At 41.2% G+C, this 20,741-nt stretch carries 19 protein-coding genes; 8 read left to right on the top strand and 11 right to left on the bottom strand.

The genetic code is table 11. The features are described from left to right. Positions 1–16: 16 nt before the first annotated feature. The 4 genes from VL121_RS01615 to VL121_RS01600 all read right to left on the bottom strand — a co-directional run bounded on the left by VL121_RS01615 (position 17) and on the right by VL121_RS01600 (position 3,157). Entirely contained in the window at positions 17–832 is an 816-nt protein-coding gene (locus tag VL121_RS01615; RefSeq protein ID WP_325401467.1) for a sensor histidine kinase, read from the bottom strand. Continuing rightward, positions 799–1,320 carry a hypothetical protein gene (locus VL121_RS01610; RefSeq protein ID WP_325401465.1) on the bottom strand — a complete coding sequence of 174 codons (522 nt, stop codon included), beginning with the start codon at positions 1,318–1,320 and terminating at the stop codon, positions 799–801. Before VL121_RS01610 ends, VL121_RS01615 begins: the two co-directional genes overlap by 34 nt. Positions 1,321–1,540: 220 nt before the next feature. Continuing rightward, the gene (locus tag VL121_RS01605) at positions 1,541–2,029 is read right to left on the bottom strand and encodes a hypothetical protein (protein ID WP_325401463.1); all 489 of its coding nucleotides are present in this window, start codon (positions 2,027–2,029) and stop codon (positions 1,541–1,543) included. A 645-nt stretch (positions 2,030–2,674) separates the two neighbouring features. Further along, on the bottom strand, positions 2,675–3,157 hold the full coding sequence (locus tag VL121_RS01600; protein ID WP_325401461.1) for a GtrA family protein: 483 nt from the start codon (positions 3,155–3,157) through the stop codon (positions 2,675–2,677). A 179-nt stretch (positions 3,158–3,336) separates the two neighbouring features. Here VL121_RS01600 and VL121_RS01595 point away from each other — a divergent pair, with 179 nt between their 5' ends. Next, entirely contained in the window at positions 3,337–3,762 is a 426-nt protein-coding gene (locus VL121_RS01595; RefSeq protein ID WP_325401459.1) for a single-stranded DNA-binding protein, read from the top strand. Positions 3,763–4,008: 246 nt separating this feature from the next. Then, entirely contained in the window at positions 4,009–5,331 is a 1,323-nt protein-coding gene (locus VL121_RS01590; RefSeq protein ID WP_325401457.1) for an aspartate kinase, read from the top strand. A gap of 124 nt (positions 5,332–5,455) precedes the next feature. Here the strand turns inward: VL121_RS01590 and VL121_RS01585 are convergent, their stop codons facing one another. Continuing rightward, positions 5,456–5,839 carry a hypothetical protein gene (locus VL121_RS01585; protein WP_325401455.1) on the bottom strand — a complete coding sequence of 128 codons (384 nt, stop codon included), beginning with the start codon at positions 5,837–5,839 and terminating at the stop codon, positions 5,456–5,458. Between the two features lie 168 nt (positions 5,840–6,007). On the opposite strand from VL121_RS01585, the gene VL121_RS01580 reads away from it, so the two are divergent. After that, positions 6,008–6,886 carry a DNA-methyltransferase gene (locus tag VL121_RS01580; RefSeq protein WP_325401453.1) on the top strand — a complete coding sequence of 293 codons (879 nt, stop codon included), beginning with the start codon at positions 6,008–6,010 and terminating at the stop codon, positions 6,884–6,886. Further along, positions 6,846–7,592 carry a PmeII family type II restriction endonuclease gene (locus tag VL121_RS01575; RefSeq protein ID WP_325401451.1) on the top strand — a complete coding sequence of 249 codons (747 nt, stop codon included), beginning with the start codon at positions 6,846–6,848 and terminating at the stop codon, positions 7,590–7,592. Before VL121_RS01580 ends, VL121_RS01575 begins: the two co-directional genes overlap by 41 nt. A gap of 207 nt (positions 7,593–7,799) precedes the next feature. Here VL121_RS01575 and VL121_RS01570 read toward each other — a convergent pair whose 3' ends face one another. After that, a complete protein-coding gene (locus VL121_RS01570) occupies positions 7,800–8,993 on the bottom strand; it encodes a Gfo/Idh/MocA family protein (protein WP_325401449.1) in 1,194 nt (397 codons plus the stop codon). A gap of 86 nt (positions 8,994–9,079) precedes the next feature. Further along, positions 9,080–10,300: an MFS transporter gene (locus tag VL121_RS01565; RefSeq protein WP_325401447.1), complete on the bottom strand. Its 1,221-nt coding sequence runs from the start codon at positions 10,298–10,300 to the stop codon at positions 9,080–9,082. Between the two features lie 264 nt (positions 10,301–10,564). Between VL121_RS01565 and VL121_RS01560 the strand changes: the two genes are divergently transcribed. The 3 genes from VL121_RS01560 to VL121_RS01550 all read left to right on the top strand — a co-directional run bounded on the left by VL121_RS01560 (position 10,565) and on the right by VL121_RS01550 (position 13,938). Next, the gene (locus VL121_RS01560) at positions 10,565–11,983 is read left to right on the top strand and encodes an MATE family efflux transporter (protein WP_325401445.1); all 1,419 of its coding nucleotides are present in this window, start codon (positions 10,565–10,567) and stop codon (positions 11,981–11,983) included. A 145-nt stretch (positions 11,984–12,128) separates the two neighbouring features. Continuing rightward, positions 12,129–12,974: an MBL fold metallo-hydrolase gene (locus VL121_RS01555; RefSeq protein ID WP_325401443.1), complete on the top strand. Its 846-nt coding sequence runs from the start codon at positions 12,129–12,131 to the stop codon at positions 12,972–12,974. 163 nt (positions 12,975–13,137) lie between these two features. Further along, complete coding sequence (locus VL121_RS01550; protein ID WP_325401441.1) at positions 13,138–13,938, top strand: 3-keto-disaccharide hydrolase; 801 nt, start codon at positions 13,138–13,140, stop codon at positions 13,936–13,938. Between the two features lie 120 nt (positions 13,939–14,058). Here the strand turns inward: VL121_RS01550 and VL121_RS01545 are convergent, their stop codons facing one another. Together VL121_RS01545 and VL121_RS01540 are read right to left on the bottom strand one after the other, a co-directional pair. Continuing rightward, positions 14,059–14,853: a DUF3108 domain-containing protein gene (locus tag VL121_RS01545; protein ID WP_325401439.1), complete on the bottom strand. Its 795-nt coding sequence runs from the start codon at positions 14,851–14,853 to the stop codon at positions 14,059–14,061. Then, positions 14,850–15,818, bottom strand: a complete 969-nt coding sequence (locus VL121_RS01540; RefSeq protein ID WP_325401437.1) for a lysylphosphatidylglycerol synthase domain-containing protein — start codon at positions 15,816–15,818, stop codon at positions 14,850–14,852. Before VL121_RS01540 ends, VL121_RS01545 begins: the two co-directional genes overlap by 4 nt. Before the next feature lie 18 nt (positions 15,819–15,836). Between VL121_RS01540 and ruvC the strand changes: the two genes are divergently transcribed. After that, on the top strand, positions 15,837–16,412 hold the full coding sequence (gene ruvC / locus VL121_RS01535; protein WP_325401435.1) for a crossover junction endodeoxyribonuclease RuvC: 576 nt from the start codon (positions 15,837–15,839) through the stop codon (positions 16,410–16,412). A 306-nt stretch (positions 16,413–16,718) separates the two neighbouring features. Here the strand turns inward: ruvC and VL121_RS01530 are convergent, their stop codons facing one another. Next, entirely contained in the window at positions 16,719–17,714 is a 996-nt protein-coding gene (locus tag VL121_RS01530; RefSeq protein WP_325401433.1) for a hypothetical protein, read from the bottom strand. Positions 17,715–17,723: 9 nt separating this feature from the next. Then, positions 17,724–20,729, bottom strand: a complete 3,006-nt coding sequence (locus VL121_RS01525) for an ATP-binding protein (RefSeq protein ID WP_325401431.1) — start codon at positions 20,727–20,729, stop codon at positions 17,724–17,726. Positions 20,730–20,741 lie beyond the last annotated feature (12 nt).

Here is a 20,741-nt window from a genome sequence, read left to right as displayed (position 1 = left end):
AATTGATACGCTTTCCTTATGCTTCTTTGTGTCCCGCCAATGGTAACTCCATGTGAACGAAGGTACCCTTTCCCGGTTCAGCGTTAAACACCATCTTTGCTCCTATCAGCTTAGCCCGATTCAGCATACTTTTTAAACCAACACCGCTTAGAGGGGAAAGTGAATTTCTTTTTTCCTGCATATTAAATCCTACCCCGTTGTCCCTAACAGAAAATATAAAAACATCATCCGATACATAATTTAATGAAATGTTTATTTCAGTTGCTTTTGCATGTTTCAGGATATTGTTAACCAATTCCTGAAAAATACGAAAAATAAAAATTTCCTTTTGTTCCCCCAGGCGATATTCTTCTCCCTGCAATTCCAGCTCTACTTTCATTAAGCCGGTTTTACGGAGCGTTTCAAGGTCGAAGCGGATAGATTCTGCCAACCCAATCTGGGCTATACGGTCGGTATGCAAACTTTTAGTAAGGTCTGCAAGATCGTATACTGCCTTATTTAAAATTTCCCGTATATGCTGAAGCGGCGCATAAGCCTGGTGCTCCTTTTCAAGCGGTAAAACAGCCAGCGACAGCTTAACCACCGATAGCACCTGCCCTATATTATCATGCAATTCCTGAGCTATGGTTTTTAAGGTGGTTTCCTGTATCTCCAATTGCGATTTCAGCACTTCCTGGTCATACTCCTCCTTTACTTTTGCCAGTTCCTGCTCCTGCCGGTATTGCCTGCGCTGGTATAAAAAAAGAATGGTAACAATAAACCCTACCAGCAGAAGGGCCAAAAGCCCACCAATAATAACTATGAAAAGAATTTCGTGATTTTGGTCCTGCATAATGCGGCTATGATAAAGGATGAATATAATAAAATATTCACGATGGCTAAAACAGAAGATATATATTTAATGATAAGATTGGATGGATCCTGTAAAAAATTTATTAATGCATACAACGGAAAGGTACAGGCATAAAAGAATAACAAACCGGAACATATCCAGAAAGCAGGCTCCCGAACAAGATTTACCGGCTTATTAAACTGGAACAACTCAAAAAAATAGACAATGGTTGCCATTACAATCAGCAAACCTCCCAAACTAAATGTCATTGTATGAAATTGCAGCCCTTTCAGCAAAAACAGTTTATTTAAAATTACAAGTACAGGGTAAAGCCATAAACTGTGGAGCAACAGCTTTTTTGCCCAGGGGTTCTTTACCATATAACGAAGCATCCAGAAATAAAAAACAAACTCAATAGTGGTAAAAACATTGTAAAGCGTTACCGTAATTTTTCCGTTATCGTTCATCCATTGCCCAATATATTCCACAATAAAAGTTATCAAAAGATAAACCGGCAAAGCCCTGAGGAAAACAGGGGTACCTTTTTTAAAATAAACAATAGCGCCAGTAATACTCCCCGCTAGAATAAGCCATATATATGCATACGAATTCATCCTGCTGCAAGGTAGTTTGCAACAATGAGATATATAAAAGAAAAAACCCCTTTTACTAAAGGGGTTAAAAAAAAATGATATATGGTAAAAGGAACTATATTACTGTCAGGCCTTCTTCGCCCCTGTCTACAATGGTTACACCAATATTGCCCCAGTCGTCTGCGTCTGTTGGTTTAGGGTTGCATAACGGAGGACAGATATTACCTGCATTATAAGCCAGTATTTTTGCACCTTCCCCGCTCTGGATATAGATATCTTTATTGGCTACCCCGGTTTCGAGTTCCTTGGTTTTGGTAGCTACCAGCACAAGGGTTTGGCGGCCGGCAAATCCCGGCTTTTCGGTGTAGCTTTCTGGATAAGCAGCAAAATAAAACTTGATGCCATCGGCCCCGTTTTCTTTTGAAGTGGCCATAAATTCTTCCAGCTCTTCAATGCTGTACCATACGCTTAAAGAATCTTCTTTTCCAATGCGTTCGGAATTGTGCGCCCACCTTTCCTGTTTGTAAGTTCTGATAACGCTGTCTACATGTGCTGTACTAACGTACTTTCCAACTTTTAATGATTTCTTCTCAATTGTAAGCATGATTTAAATGGTTTAAAGTGAATGAATAATTGATTCACAGTAAAACTAAAAGAAGAAGGCACACAGACACGCTTACAAATATCTGCAATCCAATTAATTACAAATTAAAATTATTTATACCATAAAGAGAGTCAATAACAAATGATAATTACACCCCAAAAAAACCGTTAAAAATGGGAAAAAATACCGTTAAAAGACGGTAGTAAAATACCGTTAAAAGACGGTACCAAAAATACCGTTAAAAAACGGTAGCAAATTACCGTTAATAATTTATCCAATTTTAGAGATTTTTTTTGGATATTTAATCCGGGTTCATTTTTTACTATCCTTGTTTCCCTCTGAATTTACTTTCTAATTTAAAATGGTTGTTTTTTTAATCATTTAATATTAACCGGTATCCTGAAAAATTATATGCCAAAAGAATAAAAACCCGGGATCGCTATTATATAGTAGCTACTCATAAACCTTATCCTCTTTTTTTTCCGGCTGTTGCTAGCCTGCAAACACCATCCTTCCTATGTGTAAACCTGTAGTTATAAGGAATAATTTACTTAGGCCGCACAACATAAATAAGCTAAGCGAAAAACACCGCTCCTTATTTTCTCTTTTATCCCTTAAAAAAGTAAAAGAAGCGGCTTAAGTATTTTATTCCGCTTTTTGCCCTGTTTTAAATGTAAAATGGCGTTGTGTAAGGTAACTGAATGAAATTACAATGGCGGTAGTCCATATTTTAGCAACGGTGGGATAAATATGAAACCATTCTACAAATAGCTTGATAAAAATATAATTCAGGAGCACACAAACTACTACCAGCATAAAATACCTGAACAATTGCACCCTCCCCCTTAGTGACGATCCCGGAAATACAATATTTCTCATTAATAAAAACCCGGTAGGAAAAGTGACCAGGAATGATATAATAAACGCCGCAATGTAAGGACTGATACTGATAAGCGGTGTATGCACAATTTGCTTTTGAAGAATGAAATGGTAGGAAATAAAATAAATAACAATATCCATTACTGTATTACTGCCTCCACAGGCTATATACCGGAAAGTTTGCCGGTCTATTATTTTTTCAAACGGAATATATAAAAAGTCGAGTACCGATATGATTAGTTTCTTCAAAACACTTAATTATGCCTGACTGGTTAAACCCGAAATTAACAAAAAGCGCTTAAAAAAATCTCACCCAAACGGGATGGCGCCGGATATCGCAAAATCAAAATTAATTTTCTTCCGTATAACTTATAATATAAAATAAAAATGATTTAATTTGTCTTATTTAAAACATAAAAGCAAATGCTATGATTAAGTTGCAAGTAATAGGAAATCTGGGTAAGGATTGCATTACCAACACGGTAAATGGCAAATCCGTTATTAACTTCAGTGTTGCACACACGGAAAAATTCCGCGATTCTTCCGGCCAGCAAAAGGAAAAGACCACATGGGTGGAGTGTGCGTACTGGACGGATAAAACCGGCATTGCGCCTTATCTTAAAAAAGGTACCCAGGTGTATGCCGAAGGCACACCGGAGGTAAGGAATTTTACCCGGAACGATGGAACCGCAGGCGCCTCCTTAACCATGCGGGTATTTAGTGTTCAGCTTCTCGGCAGCGGAAACCGGAACGAACAATCCGATACAGGTAATGCTTACAACGAACCTGCCGCCAGCTCAGCAGTCTCAACTTCAGAAGCAGTTGCGCCAATGGCAGATGACCTGCCTTTTTAACCATTTTTAATGTAGCACCGGGTGAAACATGCATAAAGCAGGCGCTGTATCATGTTTCACCATTTTTATTAGTATGAAGCTGTCAGGTATCAGGTTTCAGGTTTCAGGCGGGTAATTACTAACAATAGGCTGAATACTCCTTCTTTCACTTCTCCCCCTTCCCCTCTCCCTCAGATTTTGTATTTATTTAGATATGTCTTTCCCATTATCTTTGCACGGCAAAAATTTAAAAAAAAGCGGCAGATCATGAAAGTCATGAAGTTTGGCGGCACTTCCGTAGGAAAGCCGGAAAGGATGCAACAGGTAGCAAAACTGATTACTACAGGCAGCGAACCAAAGATTGTGGTATTGAGCGCATTAAGCGGCACTACCAATGCATTGGTGTCTATAGGAGAAGCGCTGGCAATAGGAGACAAGCCGCTGGCAAAACAAATAATAGACGGGCTGGAAGCGCATTATCACGCTTTTATTAAAAACCTGCTGAAAAATGAGGCGGCAATTAAAAAGGGTGAAATTATTATTTCAGAACATTTTGATTTCCTGAATATCATTCTTAAGATATCTTTTAATGAGGCGCTGAATAAAGACATACTGGCGCAGGGAGAACTGATGAGTACCAAGCTTTTCAGCACATATCTTGAGGAAAAAGGCATTGATCACGCGCTGTTGCCAGCCCTGGATTTCATGCAGATTGACGCTAATGACGAACCCTATTTTGACGCTATACGGGTTAAACTGAACCGCATTCTGCAGCAACATGCCGGTAAAAAATTATTTGTTACGCAGGGCTATATCTGCCGCAATTCGAAGGGTGAGGTAGATAATCTTAAGCGGGGCGGAAGCGATTACACCGCTTCTTTGATTGCCGCAGCAGCCAAGGCGAGTGTTTGCGAAATTTGGACCGATATTGATGGCATGCATAATAATGACCCGCGTATTGTAAATAAAACAATACCGGTAGTGCAACTAAGCTTTGAAGAGGCTGCGGAATTGGCCTACTTTGGCGCCAAGATATTACACCCAACCTGCATTTGGCCGGCACAACAGGAAAAGGTGCCGGTGAAATTACTCAACACTATGCAACCCGAAGCGCCGGGTACCACCATTACGCAGGAAGCCGGATCGGAAGGCGTGAAAGCGGTAGCGGCAAAAGACGGCATCATTGCCATTAAAATTAAAAGCAGCCGTATGCTGCTTGCTTATGGCTTTTTGCGAAAAATATTCGAGGTATTCGAAAAATATAAAACAGCTATTGATATGGTTACTACTTCAGAAGTAGCCGTATCGGTTACCATAGATAATGATACGCATCTTGCACAAATATTAAAAGAACTGGAGCCTTTTGGTACGGTAACAACAGACAAGGACCAGACCATCGTTTCCATTGTAGGCAACCAGATAGCGCAAACGCCGCATATACTAAGCAAGTTGTTTGATTCCTTACTGGAAGTACCTGTTCGGATGGTAAGCTATGGCGGCAGCAGTCATAATGTTTCGGTGCTGGTTCCTTCTGCATATAAAATACAAACACTGCAATTGCTTAATAAAGGCGTGTTCGGACTGGAATAAGCATGTACGGCATGCCCCGTCTTTCATCTATAGTCTATACGCAAAAAGCCATACGTTGCATCGTATAGCTTTTTGGATATAACAGGAACACCCCTGAAGTAATGTCATGTACACTACTGGGCTATTACCCCAGTTTATAATAGTTCCTTTGCGCCGCTATTATCTGTTGGTCCCTGCTGTGTTTCAGGCTACGTACCACTTTTCTTCTTTCGGACTTTGATACGCTCCTGTCGTTGCGGGCGGCATCTATTTTTTGCCGAAAATCATTTTTAATATCCGCTATCTGCAAATCAAGCTTTGTAGGCCTGCTCTGCATATAACGATTGCCATAATAATAATACGGATAACCCCAGAAAGGATCAATTCCGTAGCCATAAAAAGGGCTATAGCCACCCACTACTATTACAGAACGCGGCCTTACATAATGCATGCCTCCATGAGCTGCTTTTTGTGCAAAAGCGCCGGTTGTAAGGCTCATTGTAAATAATATTATCATTAACTTTTTCATGATCTTTCTTTTTTAGGTACTGTATATTAGATGCAGTAACCTGTAAAAAGATTAATCATACAATATAGATAACAATGCATTCACACTGCTTTTCAATGATGTAAAATTGCTAAAATTATTAGTATTAAAAGACAAAGGTTTTATATTTGTATAAACAGGACATTCATTATGGAGATAAGAACAGATTTATTTTTAGGCGACAGCAAAGCAATGCTCATGAACCTTTCTGACAACTCCGTTGACCTTATTGTAACATCACCACCATATGCAGACCAGCGTAAAGGAACTTATGGAGGTATTCATCCCTACAAATTTGTTGAATGGATTCTTCCTATAACAAAAGAATTGCTTAGAGTTTTAAAACCGACAGGAACTTTTATTCTGAACACCAAAGAAAAAGTTGTAGAAGGTGAGCGGAGTACTTACGTTATGGAATTAATTATTGAAATGCGTAAACAGGGCTGGCTTTGGACTGAGGAGTTCATCTGGCATAAAAAGAATTGTTATCCTGGCAAATGGCCTAATCGCTTTCGTGACGCATGGGAAAGGCTTCTCCAGTTTAATAAAGACAAGAAGTTCCACATGTATCAGGATGAAGTAATGGTTCCAATGGGTGATTGGGCAAAATCAAGACTTAAAAATCTTAGCAACACAGATAAAATACGGGACAATTCAAAAGTAGGTAGCGGTTTCGGTAAAAACATTTCAAACTGGTTGACAAGAGACAAAGCATTTCCCACTAATGTTCTTCATTTGGCAACAGAATGCAGTAATAGAAATCATAGTGCTGCTTTTCCTGAAGAACTTCCTGGATGGTTTATTAAACTGTTTACAAAAGAAAAAGATACAGTACTTGACCCCTTTATGGGTTCTGGAACAACAATTTTAGTTGCTAACAGAATGAAGCGACACTCAATTGGAATTGAAATAGTTCCCGAATACTACGATATGGTAAAAGAACAAGTTAACCCAGTAGAATTATATTTATTAGAGCCGGCAGCAAAATATGAAACAACTAAACCTAAAAGACGTTACGCAATACGTTGAAAAAAATATTGGAACATTTCATCAAAAGAGAATTGCAGGACTGAATGATTTGAAGTTGAGGAAAATCTTGAAAAAGAAAAATCCCTATCTCTTCAAAGCAAAATATATTCTGACGGCACAGGATATTATCAAGAGTTTGACAGATGCGTTTATTTCATCACAAGAAGAAACAATTTTCGGCGACTGGCTTGAAGGGCTTGCTATTTTTATTAATGGTAAAGTATATAATGGCCGTAAGTCGGGCATCCCCGGTATTGACTTAGAATTCGACAAAGACGGCATAAGATATATTGTGACAATAAAATCAGGCCCGAGCTGGGGGAACAGCTCGCAGATTGGTAAGATGAAAGCAGATTCTAAGACTGCACAAAGGACACTCCGTACAAGTAATTCACAACTCAACATCAACGCAGTAAATGGTTGCTGCTATGGCAGAGACAATAAGTCAGACAAGGGTGATTATTTCAACTATTGTGGACAAAGATTTTGGGAGTTTATTTCTGGTGACACAGACCTTTATACAAAAATAATAGAGCCATTAGGACATCAGGCCAAAGAACGAAATAACGATTTTATTCAATCATATTCACAGATGATAAACAAGTTCACAAAAGAATTTGCAGACAATTTTTGCCTAAACAATGGTTCAATAGATTGGGATAAATTGGTACGTTTTAATTCGGCTGCCATAGCTCCCAAAAAATAAAACGACTTGCAAGAAAATGAATAACAAAATACAGGCAAAACAAAGCTCTAATTCCCAAACCCAGCCAGGTATAAAACGATAACCCATACGGTAATTCCCCCTAAATGCCCGGTATACCTGTAAAAAAAATCCGCCGGAAAGCGGCGGATACAGGAAAATTGAAGTACCACAAAAGGCAACGGCATAATACGGTTTGCCGGCCTAGTACTAATTCAATATTTTTTCAACTATTTTACCGGATTCCTTCTCTTTGAGTATCAGTTTTTTTGCGCCATAATGGGTTACCTCTTCCTTCACCAAATAGTGATCCTTGTCGTACTCCACCAGATGGCTGTCTTTAGTTACGCCGGTTTTTCCCCGCCATATATCCAATTGCACGGGCTCCCACAGTTTGCTTTTTGCAGAACGGTAGGCCGCATCCAAAATACAGTTGACCACGTAGCCATCGTAAAAGGTTTCCTTAGGGGGTATGCCCTGTTCCAGCGAATTGAACATATCCATGAACATGTGATTATAACCCAGTTCATTCAGTTCATCACCTACGGGAAATAACCAGCCGCTGTTGCTTTCCGCTTTTTCGGCCACATAATCGGCGCTTTTGCCCGTGGTAAACATTTCAAAACCCGTACGCAAAAAGCTGTTTATCCAGATGGTTCCTTCTGTTCCCATTACTTCATCGCGCAGGTCGAGCCCGCCGCGAAAGGTCCAGCTTACTTCAAACTGGGCAATAGCGCCGTTTTCATATTTCACTAACCCAATGCTATGATCTTCGGCATCAATGGGTTTTACCTGTGTATCGGCCCAGCACATAACCTCAACAGGCCGTATATCTTTACCAATATAGCTGCGGGTAATTTCCACACAATGACAGCCCAGATCAAGTATACATCCACCGCCTGCCTGTTCAATATTCCAGAACCACTCGCTGTGGGGGCCGGGATGCGTTTCCCTTGATTTGGCCCAGAGTATTCTGCCTAATGCTCCATTCTTAACGCTTTCATGGGCTTTAATGAATTTGGGCGTGTACACCAGGTCTTCAAGATACCCGTTAAATATACCGGCCTTTTCCACCGCTTCCAGCATGCGTTTAGCTTCTGCCGCGTTCCTGCCCAGGGGCTTGGTGGTCATTACCGCTTTTTTGTGTTTGCAGCAAAGCAATACCGCTTCTTCGTGTAAATGATTCGGTAACGATATACATACCACATCTACCTCAGCACGGGCAATAGCTTCTTCCATAGCAATTGTCCAATAGGGTACATTATAATCCTGTGCAAATTTTTTAGCACTTTCTTCGCGGCGGGAGTAAACGCTTACAATTTTGTCTTTGTTACGGTATCCCTGCAGTGAATCTGCATAAAACCTTCCAATAAACCCGGAGCCGAGCATAGCAATTTTTTGCATGATATTATATAGTTTGTGATGTTAAGATCATTATGGTGGGTGGGGTAGTCAGTGGGCTAACTCACAATTAACCATTCACTATTCACCTATTTAATTTTTTCATTAAACGCAACAATAAAAAACAACAGCACGCCGCCGGCAAATGTAGCGGGTATCCACCAAAAATCCCTCCATTGAAGTAATGAAAGGGCAGTTCCGTTTCCAAGGAAACTATTATACAGCTCGCCTGCAATTTGGGTGCCGATAAGCATCCCTACACCATAGGTTACAAAGATCATTAGGCCCTGCGCCTGCCCCCGTATTTCGGGACTGGCCTTTTTATCCATATAAATTTGCCCGGTTACAAAAAAGAAATCGTAGCAAATGCCATGTAAAGCAATGCCGGCCATTATCATCCATGTAGTTGTTTCCGGAGCGGCGGCGGCAAAAAGGCCGTACCTGATTACCCAGGCCAGCATACCCACAGCAAGCATCCATTTAACGCCCAGCCTCCTGAAAAATAGCGGTATCAAAAGCATAAAAATCATTTCAGAGGCTTGCCCAATGGTTTGGGTTGCCGCAATATTTTTAAACTGGGAGTTCTCCAGAAATAACTGGGTATAATTATAATATACAGCCAATGGAATACATATCAGCAGGGAGCTGATCAAAAAAACATAAAAGGAACGGCTGCCTAATTTTTTAAACGCATCCACCCCAATAATGGTTCGGGCGCTTACTTTTTTACCTGCGGCCGGCGGTGGCGTATGAGGTAAGGTGAAGCTATACAAGCCCAGCAAAAGGCTGCCACCTGCTGTAAGATACAAGGGAAGCGCCGTGGCTTCGGGTTGTACCCCCCCCTGCACAAATGAAGCCAGTACAAAACTAATGGTTAGTCCGGCGGCTATCCAGCCAATGGTACCAAATACCCTGATAACGGGAAATTGTTTTTCCTGCTGTGTCATTTGATGAAATGCCAGTGTGTTGGCAAGGCTCATGGTAGGCATATAACAAATATTATAGGCCAGCAGCGATAAAATAAACAATACAGGACTACCGGTAAGCGAAGGCGTTATAAACATAAAAACGGCGCCCAGTATATGCAGAATGCCTAACACTTTTTGGGTGGCAAAATAACGGTCTGCTATCAGCCCTACAAAAAAGGGTGCAACAATGGCGGCTATGGCGTTTACGGTAAAAGGCCAATGGGTTAGGTTTTTCATGCCATTGGATGACATGTAAACCGCTATGGCACTATACCACGCTCCCCATACAAAAAACTCAAGGAACATCATGAACGATAGCTGAAACCGCACTTTAGCTCTCATAATAGTAGTTTGAAAAAAAAGGAAATTACAAAAAGATTGACTGCCCGCACCAAAAAAGTAAAATGATTTTTTGATGAGTGGTAGCGGTTAAGTTTTGAAATCCAAAACCATTGATTATTTTTGCATGCTTCAACAGAACGCACGATGAAAATACAATAAGGCCATAGCGCCACCTTCCTGTACCGAAATCCGGCTTTTTAACTCCCCGGAGTTAGCGGTTTTATTTTCCAATTGTAATCATTTTTCAGCACTCAATTTTTTTACATGACTAAAAGCGGCAACGGGTGGCGGGTTTCTCCTTCTGCCTGGACTTTACTAAAAGAAGCGGTTAGCGGGAAGGAGCAAGACTATACATCCGGCAGCACACGCAAAGCGGTAATTTTACTGGCCATTCCTATGATGCTTGAAATGAGCATGGAGAGCGTATTTGCTGTTGTGGATATATTTTTTGTGAGCCACCTGGGCAAGCATGCCACTTCAACCGTGGGATTAACCGAATCTGTTATTACCATTGTGTATTCACTGGCTATGGGCATTAGTATGGCGGCAAGCGCTATGGTAGCAAGACGCATTGGTGAAAAAAACAAGCCGGAAGCAGCCCGCGCGGCAGGGCAATCCATCATACTATCTATTGCCACTACTGTTGTAATAAGTGCCCTGGGCGTAGTTTTTGCAGCCGACATCCTGCGGATGATGGGTGCAGAGCGTGCCGCGATTACGGAAGGCACAACCTATACCCGCATTATTATGGGCGGCAGCATGGTAATTATGCTGCTCTTCCTGATCAATGGCATATTCAGGGGAGCGGGTAACCCCATGATTGCCATGAAGAGTTTATGGCTGGCCAATATCTGTAATATTATTTTATGCCCGCTGCTTATACGCGGGTGGGGACCTGTTCCTGCATTTGGGTTAACGGGCGCTGCTTTGGCCACAACTATCGGAAGAGGAGTTGGTGTGGTATACCAGTTGTATCATTTATTTAACGGAAAGGGCGTTATACAAATCTCCCTGCACCATTTTAAGCCGGTATGGAGCATACTGAAGTCGCTCGCTAATATTGCCTGGCCGGGTTCCCTGCAGTTTCTTATAGGATCAGGCAGTTGGATTGTACTGGCAGGCATTGTGGCGCATACGGGTCACAGTGAGGCTTCCGCCGGATACCAGATTGCTTTAAGGGTGGTGATGTTTTTTATATTACCCGCCTGGGGTATGAGCAATGCTGCGGCTACACTGGTAGGGCAGAACCTTGGAGCCGGCCTGCCCGGGCGCGCACAGGAGGCGGTAGTTAAAACCGTAAAATACAATGCCCTGTTCATGGGTATTGTATCGTGCATATTTCTGCTGTTTGCAGAATGGGTCGCTTCCTTTTTTACAGCGGAACCCGATGTAAAAGCCTATGCCGTGCTGGCTATGCGCATTATCAGCGCGGGCTATATTTTTTATGGAATAGGTATGGTAATATCCAACGCATTTAATGGCGCAGGGGATACCCGTACGCCCACATGGGTAAACCTGTTTGGATTCTGGTTTTTCCAGATACCCATAGCATGGCTGATGGCCAATACGTTTAGCTGGGGGCCGGCAGGCGTGTTTACCGCCATACCCGTGGCTGAAACAGCTATTACTATTGTTTCATTTTTAATATTCAGAAAAGGAAAGTGGAAGCTTGTAAAGATATGAGGCAGCGGCCTAAAATGCAGAATAATGGGTGCAGCAAGCTGTTCATGGATCACGCTCAGCCCGGTAAAGCGCTGCCACAATACCGGTAGCGGCAGATGCGAAAAAGCATCTATATTCGTATTTCAAAATTCGTTAACGTTGCGATATGAAACTTTACTCCATCAACACCGGGTATTTTAAATTAGATGGCGGCGCCATGTTTGGCGTAGTACCTAAAAACATGTGGAACAAAGTAAATCCTGCCGATGAAAATAATCTCTGCACCTGGGCTATGCGTTGCCTGCTCATTGAAGACGGCGATCGCCTTATTCTCGTAGATACCGGCATCGGAAACAAACAGGATGCTAAATTTTTCAGCCACTATTACCTGCATGGAGATGATACAATGGATAAATCGCTTGCCAGGCATGGCTTTCACCGCAACGACATTACGGATGTATTGCTTACACATTTGCATTTTGACCATGTGGGCGGAGCTATTGTAGTTGAAAAAAACAAAATGGCGCCTGCCTTTAAAAACGCTACTTACTGGAGCAATGAACAACACTGGCAATGGGCAACCAAACCCAACGACAGGGAAAAGGCTTCTTTCCTGAAAGAAAATATACAACCTATACAGGACAGCGGTAAACTGAAATTTATAGAAGTAAAGGAAGATATTGCCTTCTCCGGCAATGTAACTATTCGTTTCGTGAACGGGCATACGCGCGCCATGATGCTTCCGCAGATCAATAATTACAAAGGAAGAACACTGGTATATGTGGCCGACCTGCTGCCCTCGGTGGGGCATATACCCATACCCTACGTTATGGCTTATGATATGTTTCCTTTAACCACGCTACAGGAAAAGAAAGCATTTCTGCAGGAAGCGCTGCAAAATAATTTTATCTTATTTTTTGAACACGATCACTTATATGAATGCTGTACACTGCAAATGACGGAAAGAGGAATAAGAATGAAGGAGGTGTTTAAGCTGGAGGAAATAGGATAGATAATAGCTGTTAAAAACATACCATATAGGAAAGGCCAGCGCATAGTGCAGACCTGGAAAATAATAACGTTACTACCATTTTTAAAAAATGATGATGAAAAAAGTTATATGCGGCCTGGCTTTAACGATGCTCCTGTACAGTTCCTGCAGCACTCAAAAAAGCATGAATAGGAGCGCGGATAAGGAAGACTGGATATCACTCTTTAACGGTAAGGATATTAATGACTGGATGGTAAAAATCCATCACCATGAAACAGGTGATAATTTCGGTAATACTTTTCGTGTTGAAGACGGATTGATTAAAGTGCGCTACAACCAGTACGACAGCTTTAATAACCGTTACGGACATTTATATTTTAAGCAACCTTTTTCCTACTATCACCTGGTGGTAGAATACCGCTTCACGGGTATATGGCGTAAAGACGCGCCGGAATACACTTTAAAGAATAGCGGCGTAATGCTTCACGCGCAGGATCCGCGAACCATGCCACGCGAACAGGATTGGCCCATATCGGTTGAAATGCAGTTTTTGGCCGGGCTGGGCGATGGCAAACCGCGCCCTACAGGCAATATGTGTTCGCCGGGAACAGACGTGGTGTATAACGGCAAAATAGATCCGAGGCATTGCATCAATTCTTCTTCCGAAACCTATGAGGGGGAGCAATGGGTTAGGGCGGAAGCTATTGTGCTGGGCGATTCGCTGATCACACATATTATTAACGGCGATACCGTACTGCAATATACCCAACCTCAAATTGGCGGCGGTGTGGCCAATAATTATGACCCCAAAATTAAAATAGACGGAAAATTATTGTCGTCAGGATTCATAGCCCTGCAAAGCGAAGGCCAGGAAATTGATTTCCGTAAAGTAGAACTGCTTAACCTTGAAGGCTGCACGGATCCCGGATCAAAAAGCTATAAAAGCTATTATATCAGGAATAACCTCTCCGCATGTAGTAAATGAAAGTTTGCAGTTTGGAAGTTTATGGTTTGTGAATAGGTTGCAGGATGTGCATGCCACAATTCACTACTCATCTCTCTCTTCTCACGTCTCACTATTCACAACTGACCATTGACCACTCACTTATCTAAATTTAATCATCGAGGTTAACGGGTAACGCAGGTTGCGGTAGCCCATCATATCGGCTTTGATATTACCCACCACAATAGGGCTTTCAATACGCAGGGGAAGATGATTGGCATCATCGCTTACCCACACCGTCATTTTTTCGCCACCTTCAAATACCGTTCCTTTGATAAGGAAAGGCCTGAACTTAATAGCCCTGAATTTTCCGTAGCGGGTTTTGATGGTTTCCTTTCCGATATACCGGATGTAAATTTCGTGCATCTCGTCATCGAGGAATACGCTCAGATTAATTTTATCGTTTGGTTTGTATTTAGAAAAGTCAATATTGCGTGCATAGTATACCGCGCTTATGATATCCTGCATACAATCCGGCGCTTTAAAAACGCCCCTGGTGGTAACCACGCTTTTTGCTTCGTGATTAAAACTGGCGTTTTCGTATTTCTTATAATTTCCTTCCTGCACATTTCGTATAAACCGATAAGGCTTAAGAGTTGCCGTATCCATATAGGTTTCATACCTGTCGCGCACCTTAAATATCCAGTCGTAAGAAGAGTTGGACCATCCTTCCCCTACCGCATGATATACAGGCTTGCCGTTATAATTCTCTAATTGCGCATTAAAAGTAGCGGTACCCGCATCTACATACAAGCCCACCACATTATAAAACACTTTGAGGGTTATTCTTTCGCCTGAAGAAAAGCTACTGTTGCTGATCCCGCAAAAATCGCTGTCTGCACTAAGCTGAATGCTGATCAATACCAGTAAAAATGTACTGAAAACTTTTCGCCTCATCGTTTAACATTAAATATTTTATGCCTTACAGCAAGCAAACCGCCTGCCAAAGCAGGCAATACCAGGTTAACAAGCCAAATGCCTGTAGACGCTGCATATATTCCCACTGTGTTTGCACTGAAAGTTTGAAAGAGCAGGATACCCGCTTTACCTCTTATACCCAGTTCAAGTAACGCCATAGTAGGAACAACCGCTAATATAAGATATAATACACTTATTAACCAGAAGGCGTTCCACCATCCCACATACACATGCATCACCTCCAGCAGCAATATATACTGGCAAAGGAATACAAGATACCGCACAGCCGACAGGCATAATACTCTTAACAAAACTGTAACACTAACAGCATGTACAGCCATAAAAGGTTGCAACCATTTTTCAGGTAATTTCAGTTTTTGTGCAATACGCACTATCCACCCTAACCGAAAATACAGGCAGGTGCAAAAAGCAGCTATCACATATACGCCTGCATGTATGGCAAACGTCCATTCCGTAGTACCGGTTTCCATAATCAAAATACCCAGGCTTCCAAAAAATAAAGTGATGAGCAACTGGCTGAAGCTTCCAATAACAGTTAAGGATAAAGAACTGATCCGTTTTCCTTCGCTAATATATAAAGCCCTGCCTCCATATTCGCCAACCCGGTTTGGCGTGCCAAAGCCAAAAGCAAGTCCTGCCAGTACCGCCTTTAAGGAATGCTGTAACGAAACAGGCTCTAAGGGCTGCATTAAAATTTTCCATTTACAGGCCTCAATGAGCCAGTTCAGCCCCATCAGCATAATGGCGAGCCAAAATTTCCAGGCCTGCGATCCGTATACCGCCGACTGAATATGCTGCAAAGATTGGTTGAGATTGGGTTGCTGCAGCAATTGCCGGTAAATACTATAGCTTAGCGCTGCAAACAATACCGGCCCTATTACCCGGTTGAGGAATATTTTGATACTTTTGTTTGGTACAATCATTTTTAAAACCGGTTCATTTTGCAAAATAACAGCCAGATCATTTTAGGTATTGACCCCGGCACTCTTGTAATGGGTTATGGCGTTATTGCTGTAAACGGCAGAGCCATACAATTATTGGAAATGGATGCCATAAAACTATCGGCTAAAAAAGATCATTACGAAAGATTACATATCATACAGCAAAGAATAACAGGCATTATCAGCACTTTTCACCCCCAGCACTTTGCTATTGAAGCTCCTTTTTTTGGCAAAAATGTACAAAGCATGCTTAAGTTGGGGCGGGCGCAGGGTGTTGCTATTGCCGTAGCTATGCAGGCGGGTATACCGGTAACTGAGTATTCTCCCAGGAAGGTAAAACAATCTATAACCGGCAACGGCAATGCCGATAAGGAACAGGTATGGAAAATGCTGCAGCGGATCGCTAATCTTTCTTCCGCTTCCCCGGCTTTTGACGCCTCTGATGCATTGGCTGTGGCGGTTTGCCATCAGTTTCAAATGACGTCTCCACTGCAGGATAAACAGTCTAAGGCAGGGCGTAAAACAAAAAGCAGCTGGGAAAATTTCGTTATCAATAATCCAGCCCGCGTAAAATAACCGGGGTTGAAAGGATGTTATTCAAAAGCAAAGGGGCTGTCTAAAAAGTAATATTTTGCCACAAAGTGGTTAACCTGCCGGCAGGCAGGGGTACGAAGAAAATAAAACCTGAAGATCAGGACTTCGTGTCTTGGAGCATAGTGGCATATCTTCTATACCCGCCCTCTTGAGACAGCATCTTCTCACGTTTCACATTTGGCACAGGAATAGAGCAACCCGCAAAGATTCCTCCCCATTTATTAAATGGTTCTTTTTAATAGGTAACCACAAACGGAAAAGCCAGCCGTTAATAAAGCACATTTTAATTTAAAACGAATTCAAGAATTGTTCAATAACAGATTTCTTTTTTTCCACTATAGCTCTGGCTGCTTTTTGAATTTCAATGAGCAATTCATCATCGGTCATTTTAGAGTGAAGCGTAAAGTATTGTTTACCCTTCACCTCATCCGCCCACTTACCCAGTTCCGGAGCAGCTTCATCTAAATTAGCAGGTTTGAATTCATAATCTTGAGTCCTGGCAGGATTGGAAATGATAAAGAAATAAACAGGTTTAACCTCTTGTAGTTTATTATCCTCCGTAAGTTTAGAGACAGACTTCGTATAAGAAACGTATTCCTTATAACAATAGTTTTTATCGCTTGTTCCATAAAAAATATCAGGCTCTATAAACTGAACAAATGCGAATGATTTAGCGGAATAAGAGAATATTTTATCTTTCCATTCATCACCCCAATCTATTTTTTCCTTGTCATAAAAAGTGCTTACCCGCTGCGTATTAAAAAACTTGTAGAGCAGGGCCGCTATGAGATTCATCTTTTCTTTATTGGCGTTTAAATATTCAACACCCAATCGCGATTTCAACAGGCTTTTATACGTGTTATTAATAGCCGGCGTGCTGGAATTGGTATAGGAAATAAAAAAATGAACCCAGTCGAGCAGCAACTGTTTTCCTGTGGTATAGCGTTGCTGATTTTCGTGACTCCACTGATTAAAGAGAACGAAACCAATCAATTTGTCCGTAGCCGCAACCGCATCATTATTAACCTTTTTCACTTTATCCCCCAATAGTTGAATTGCCCTTTTGGTTTGTTCCTCCTGTGATGCTGTACCCTTTATACTTTCAATTTCCCAGACTATATCAGACATCATTTTATAATACGCGCCATATCCTTCAATCGCGCTTAATTGCTCAGGCTCCTGAACCCCCACTGCCTTTAAAATATTATTCGGGCTGGAATTAATTTCACTAAGTGAGCTTGCAGTGAAAAGTTCAAGCAGTCCCTTTTTCTGGCTTTCTGTCATACACTGGTTTTAAATATTAAACAAATTCTTCGCCGTCCCGCTTGCTTTTTTCATTTCTTCTTCCTGCTTTATTTCTCCCGATCGTTGGGCAACCACATTCATATAATACAAGTCGTTAAGCCTTTTTTTTAACTGCTGTTCTTCTTCATCGCTTCTTCTTTCTTTGGCGCTTAAGGCTTTAATATCCTGTTCATAGCTTTGCTTAAATGGCAGCAACGCGTTATATTTCAGATAGGTTTCATCGTAAGATTCCATTTCAAAAATTTCCCTGAATAATTCTTCCGGCTGATAACCAATAAAATCATTTTCAAAAAACTCCATCGCAAAACCTTTTTGTGTTTTGCGTAAAACTGCCACTTCTCCTTTTCTGCTTCCGGCTACCACCAGCGGGCTATGCGCTGTTATAAAAAACTGAACGAACGGAAACGTTGTTCGTAAAATATTTACAATCTTTTGTTGCCAGGCCGGATGCAGGTGCGCATCCACCTCATCAATAAATACAATTGCCTGCCGGCCTGTTACCTCATTATCATTAACAGCCGGATATCTTGCCCTCAAATAATTATAAATGACTATTACGATGGAAATAACTGAAAATGTGCCCTGTGATACCTTCTGAATAGGCAGCGTTTCGGTGCCTTCCGTACTAACTAATATTTCATACTCCGTGTTGGATCTGGATTCAATTTTTTTAAGTTCAAAACGGCTACCTGTCAATTCCTGAAAAATGTTTTCAATCAGCTCAATAATTACCATTTTTCCGGAGGAGGCGTTCCTTTCAAAATACAACTGGCAAACCCGGTATAACGCATTTTCAATTACACCTCCGTATGGTTTTTGATAAAGAAAATGCTTTGCCGAATCTAAGCGGATATCTATATGCTCCGTGGAACGGCTCAGCACATTGGGCGATTTATCAATAAACCGGGCATCAGCAATAGCCAGCACCGGAATTTTTCCGGGCAAACTGGTTAAACCCGCTGCGGAAAAGCTAATTCTTTTATATGCATCCCGAAAATCATCTTCCAACGTGTCCTTTTGGGTGGCATCATTCACTGATGCTAATTTTTCAAGCTGTTCCGCGTTCAGTAGCATTTGTTCTTCAGTGGAAAGCGTAACAACCAAATCGTCCGGATTTTTTTGGGTTTCCGTCCGGTCTGACGTATTGGAACCGGATGGCGTAAATTCTTTTGTTTTTTCAATATCGTTTTGTACCAATGCAAGTAGTATAGACAGCAGGTGGCTTTTGCCATAACCGTTTTTGCCCAATAAAATATTCATTTGCCTGTTCAGCGGCCACGACAGATCACCATAAAACGGGTGGTTATTCATACTAAAAAAGGCAAGGGAAAAGCCACGTTTAAGATTATTTTCAACCGTTACATTATTCCTTTTTTCATTATATAGCTTTAAATATTCCAACGACTGATTGATATCTTTCTTCTTTAAAAATACGTCCGCCCTTTTTTTCAGAAATTCGTACTCGTCCGGAAAATGCTCGTATCCTTTGGCATATTTTTCAAGCGCGGCATTATAATCGCCGGCGGTTTCCAGCTCCTGTCCGCTCTGCATATAATAACCCACTGTTCCAAAATTCTTAATTTGTTCAAGGCTTGTTCTGGCCTGTTTCCTGATCTTTTCTTCTGCAGAGATTTGTGTAGTGGCGCCAACGTGTATATTGTCAGACAATCCTTCTTCAATGGATTCCATCCTCGTTGATTCCAGGTTTTGATACAGGCTTACCAGTACAGGATATTTGGATTCCCTGAGTTCTTTAAAGTTGGCCTTCATTAATTGATATAAAAAAGATACGATGAAAAACAACAGCATAACCACAAATATTGTATTAGACTCGTTTAACGAGATAAACGCGTAAAAGCCGTTCATTTTATCCCTGACCGATAATGGCTGATGATCAATAGCAGATTGCTTTTGCAACCATGTTTTTGTAGCGGACTGAATACGAAGAAAAGCGCCGGAGTTAACTATATTATCAACAAAATACTGATTATAAAAGTGTACGAAATCCGCATCTAAAGGACCAAGATGAGCGTTTGCCCGTATTTTTTTACCGGCGTTCCCTATCAGGAATTTTAATATATTTTGTGTAGTGTAAATAGAATCAATCTGTGACCTTGTTATAAAAATGCTATCATAATAGTTTTGTAATACCCTCACATTTCCCATGCTATCATTAACAAACGATATGCCTGCCAAGCCATACAAATTATCTGTTTTAACACTGTCTTTTCCAGGAAAAGTAAAAGGTAAAATAGCTGTGTATTTATTTGCACCTCCGCCAGGAATTGAAAAAGTGTTTCTAACACTATCATCGTAATTAATTCTGGCATAATAAGAAGGAATGAAGGCAACGATCTCGCGTTTCTTTTGATCCAATCCATCGTTAATCTGTATCAATCTGCTATTCTCCTTAACTGTTGCTAAATAATCAGCTATGGAGTAATTTTCCCGGAGCGAGTCGCCAAAACCTGAAACTTCTGTTTTCATTAACGCATTCCGGTACTTATTATATTCCTCTTCGTAATAGGGATGTTTTGCCAGCATATTTATTGGTTTTGCAAAAATCCACATGGCAATACCTGCCAGGCTAACGATTAAACATAATGTTACTAAAACGCGTTTTAGAATCAATACCCATCCCGGCTGCTTTTTTGAATGCAATAAACTGGCGCTGAAGGAGGTTTTCAGGCAATAACTGAACAGAGCCGCTACTACAAGTAAAAAAATAACCGCAATCCAGTTTTCTAAGGAGAAGAAAAAAATATAGCCTATCCCTGTTAATGCAACAACGCAAAAACAAATATTAGTAGTGCCTATTCTCAGCAGGATGTTCTTTTCATTTTCCGGAAGAACTTTGGCTATAACAGCATTAGCTCCCGAAAACTCAATAATAATATCATCCAGAAAATTACGCGCTCCGGCCTTTTTCCTGGTTAGCGTTTTAAGCTGAGACATTTCCCGGCTCAAATTATCGTTTGATTCATTTTCACGCATAGCGGCAAAATT

Source organism: Agriterribacter sp. (genome assembly GCF_035497235.1).
GTDB lineage: Bacteria > Bacteroidota > Bacteroidia > Chitinophagales > Chitinophagaceae > Agriterribacter.
Note: the sequence above shows the minus strand (reverse complement) of the source record. Positions and strands in the feature narration are given on the sequence as shown.

Excerpts from the sequence above, each read along its gene's own strand:
- VL121_RS01605 (WP_325401463.1), bottom strand. The coding sequence starts at position 2,029 with ATGCTTACAATTGAGAAGAAATCATTAAAAGTTGGAAAGTACGTTAGT.
- VL121_RS01525 (WP_325401431.1), bottom strand. The coding sequence starts at position 20,729 with ATGCGTGAAAATGAATCAAACGATAATTTGAGCCGGGAAATGTCTCAG.
- VL121_RS01570 (WP_325401449.1), bottom strand. The coding sequence starts at position 8,993 with ATGCAAAAAATTGCTATGCTCGGCTCCGGGTTTATTGGAAGGTTTTAT.
- VL121_RS01545 (WP_325401439.1), bottom strand. The coding sequence starts at position 14,853 with ATGAGGCGAAAAGTTTTCAGTACATTTTTACTGGTATTGATCAGCATT.
- VL121_RS01555 (WP_325401443.1), top strand. The coding sequence starts at position 12,129 with ATGAAACTTTACTCCATCAACACCGGGTATTTTAAATTAGATGGCGGC.
- VL121_RS01575 (WP_325401451.1), top strand. The coding sequence starts at position 6,846 with ATGAAACAACTAAACCTAAAAGACGTTACGCAATACGTTGAAAAAAAT.
- VL121_RS01550 (WP_325401441.1), top strand. The coding sequence starts at position 13,138 with ATGAATAGGAGCGCGGATAAGGAAGACTGGATATCACTCTTTAACGGT.
- VL121_RS01580 (WP_325401453.1), top strand. The coding sequence starts at position 6,008 with ATGGAGATAAGAACAGATTTATTTTTAGGCGACAGCAAAGCAATGCTC.
- VL121_RS01595 (WP_325401459.1), top strand. The coding sequence starts at position 3,337 with ATGATTAAGTTGCAAGTAATAGGAAATCTGGGTAAGGATTGCATTACC.
- VL121_RS01590 (WP_325401457.1), top strand. The coding sequence starts at position 4,009 with ATGAAAGTCATGAAGTTTGGCGGCACTTCCGTAGGAAAGCCGGAAAGG.
- VL121_RS01530 (WP_325401433.1), bottom strand. The coding sequence starts at position 17,714 with ATGACAGAAAGCCAGAAAAAGGGACTGCTTGAACTTTTCACTGCAAGC.
- VL121_RS01560 (WP_325401445.1), top strand. The coding sequence starts at position 10,565 with ATGACTAAAAGCGGCAACGGGTGGCGGGTTTCTCCTTCTGCCTGGACT.
- VL121_RS01565 (WP_325401447.1), bottom strand. The coding sequence starts at position 10,300 with ATGAGAGCTAAAGTGCGGTTTCAGCTATCGTTCATGATGTTCCTTGAG.
- VL121_RS01585 (WP_325401455.1), bottom strand. The coding sequence starts at position 5,839 with ATGAAAAAGTTAATGATAATATTATTTACAATGAGCCTTACAACCGGC.
- VL121_RS01615 (WP_325401467.1), bottom strand. The coding sequence starts at position 832 with ATGCAGGACCAAAATCACGAAATTCTTTTCATAGTTATTATTGGTGGG.
- VL121_RS01540 (WP_325401437.1), bottom strand. The coding sequence starts at position 15,818 with ATGATTGTACCAAACAAAAGTATCAAAATATTCCTCAACCGGGTAATA.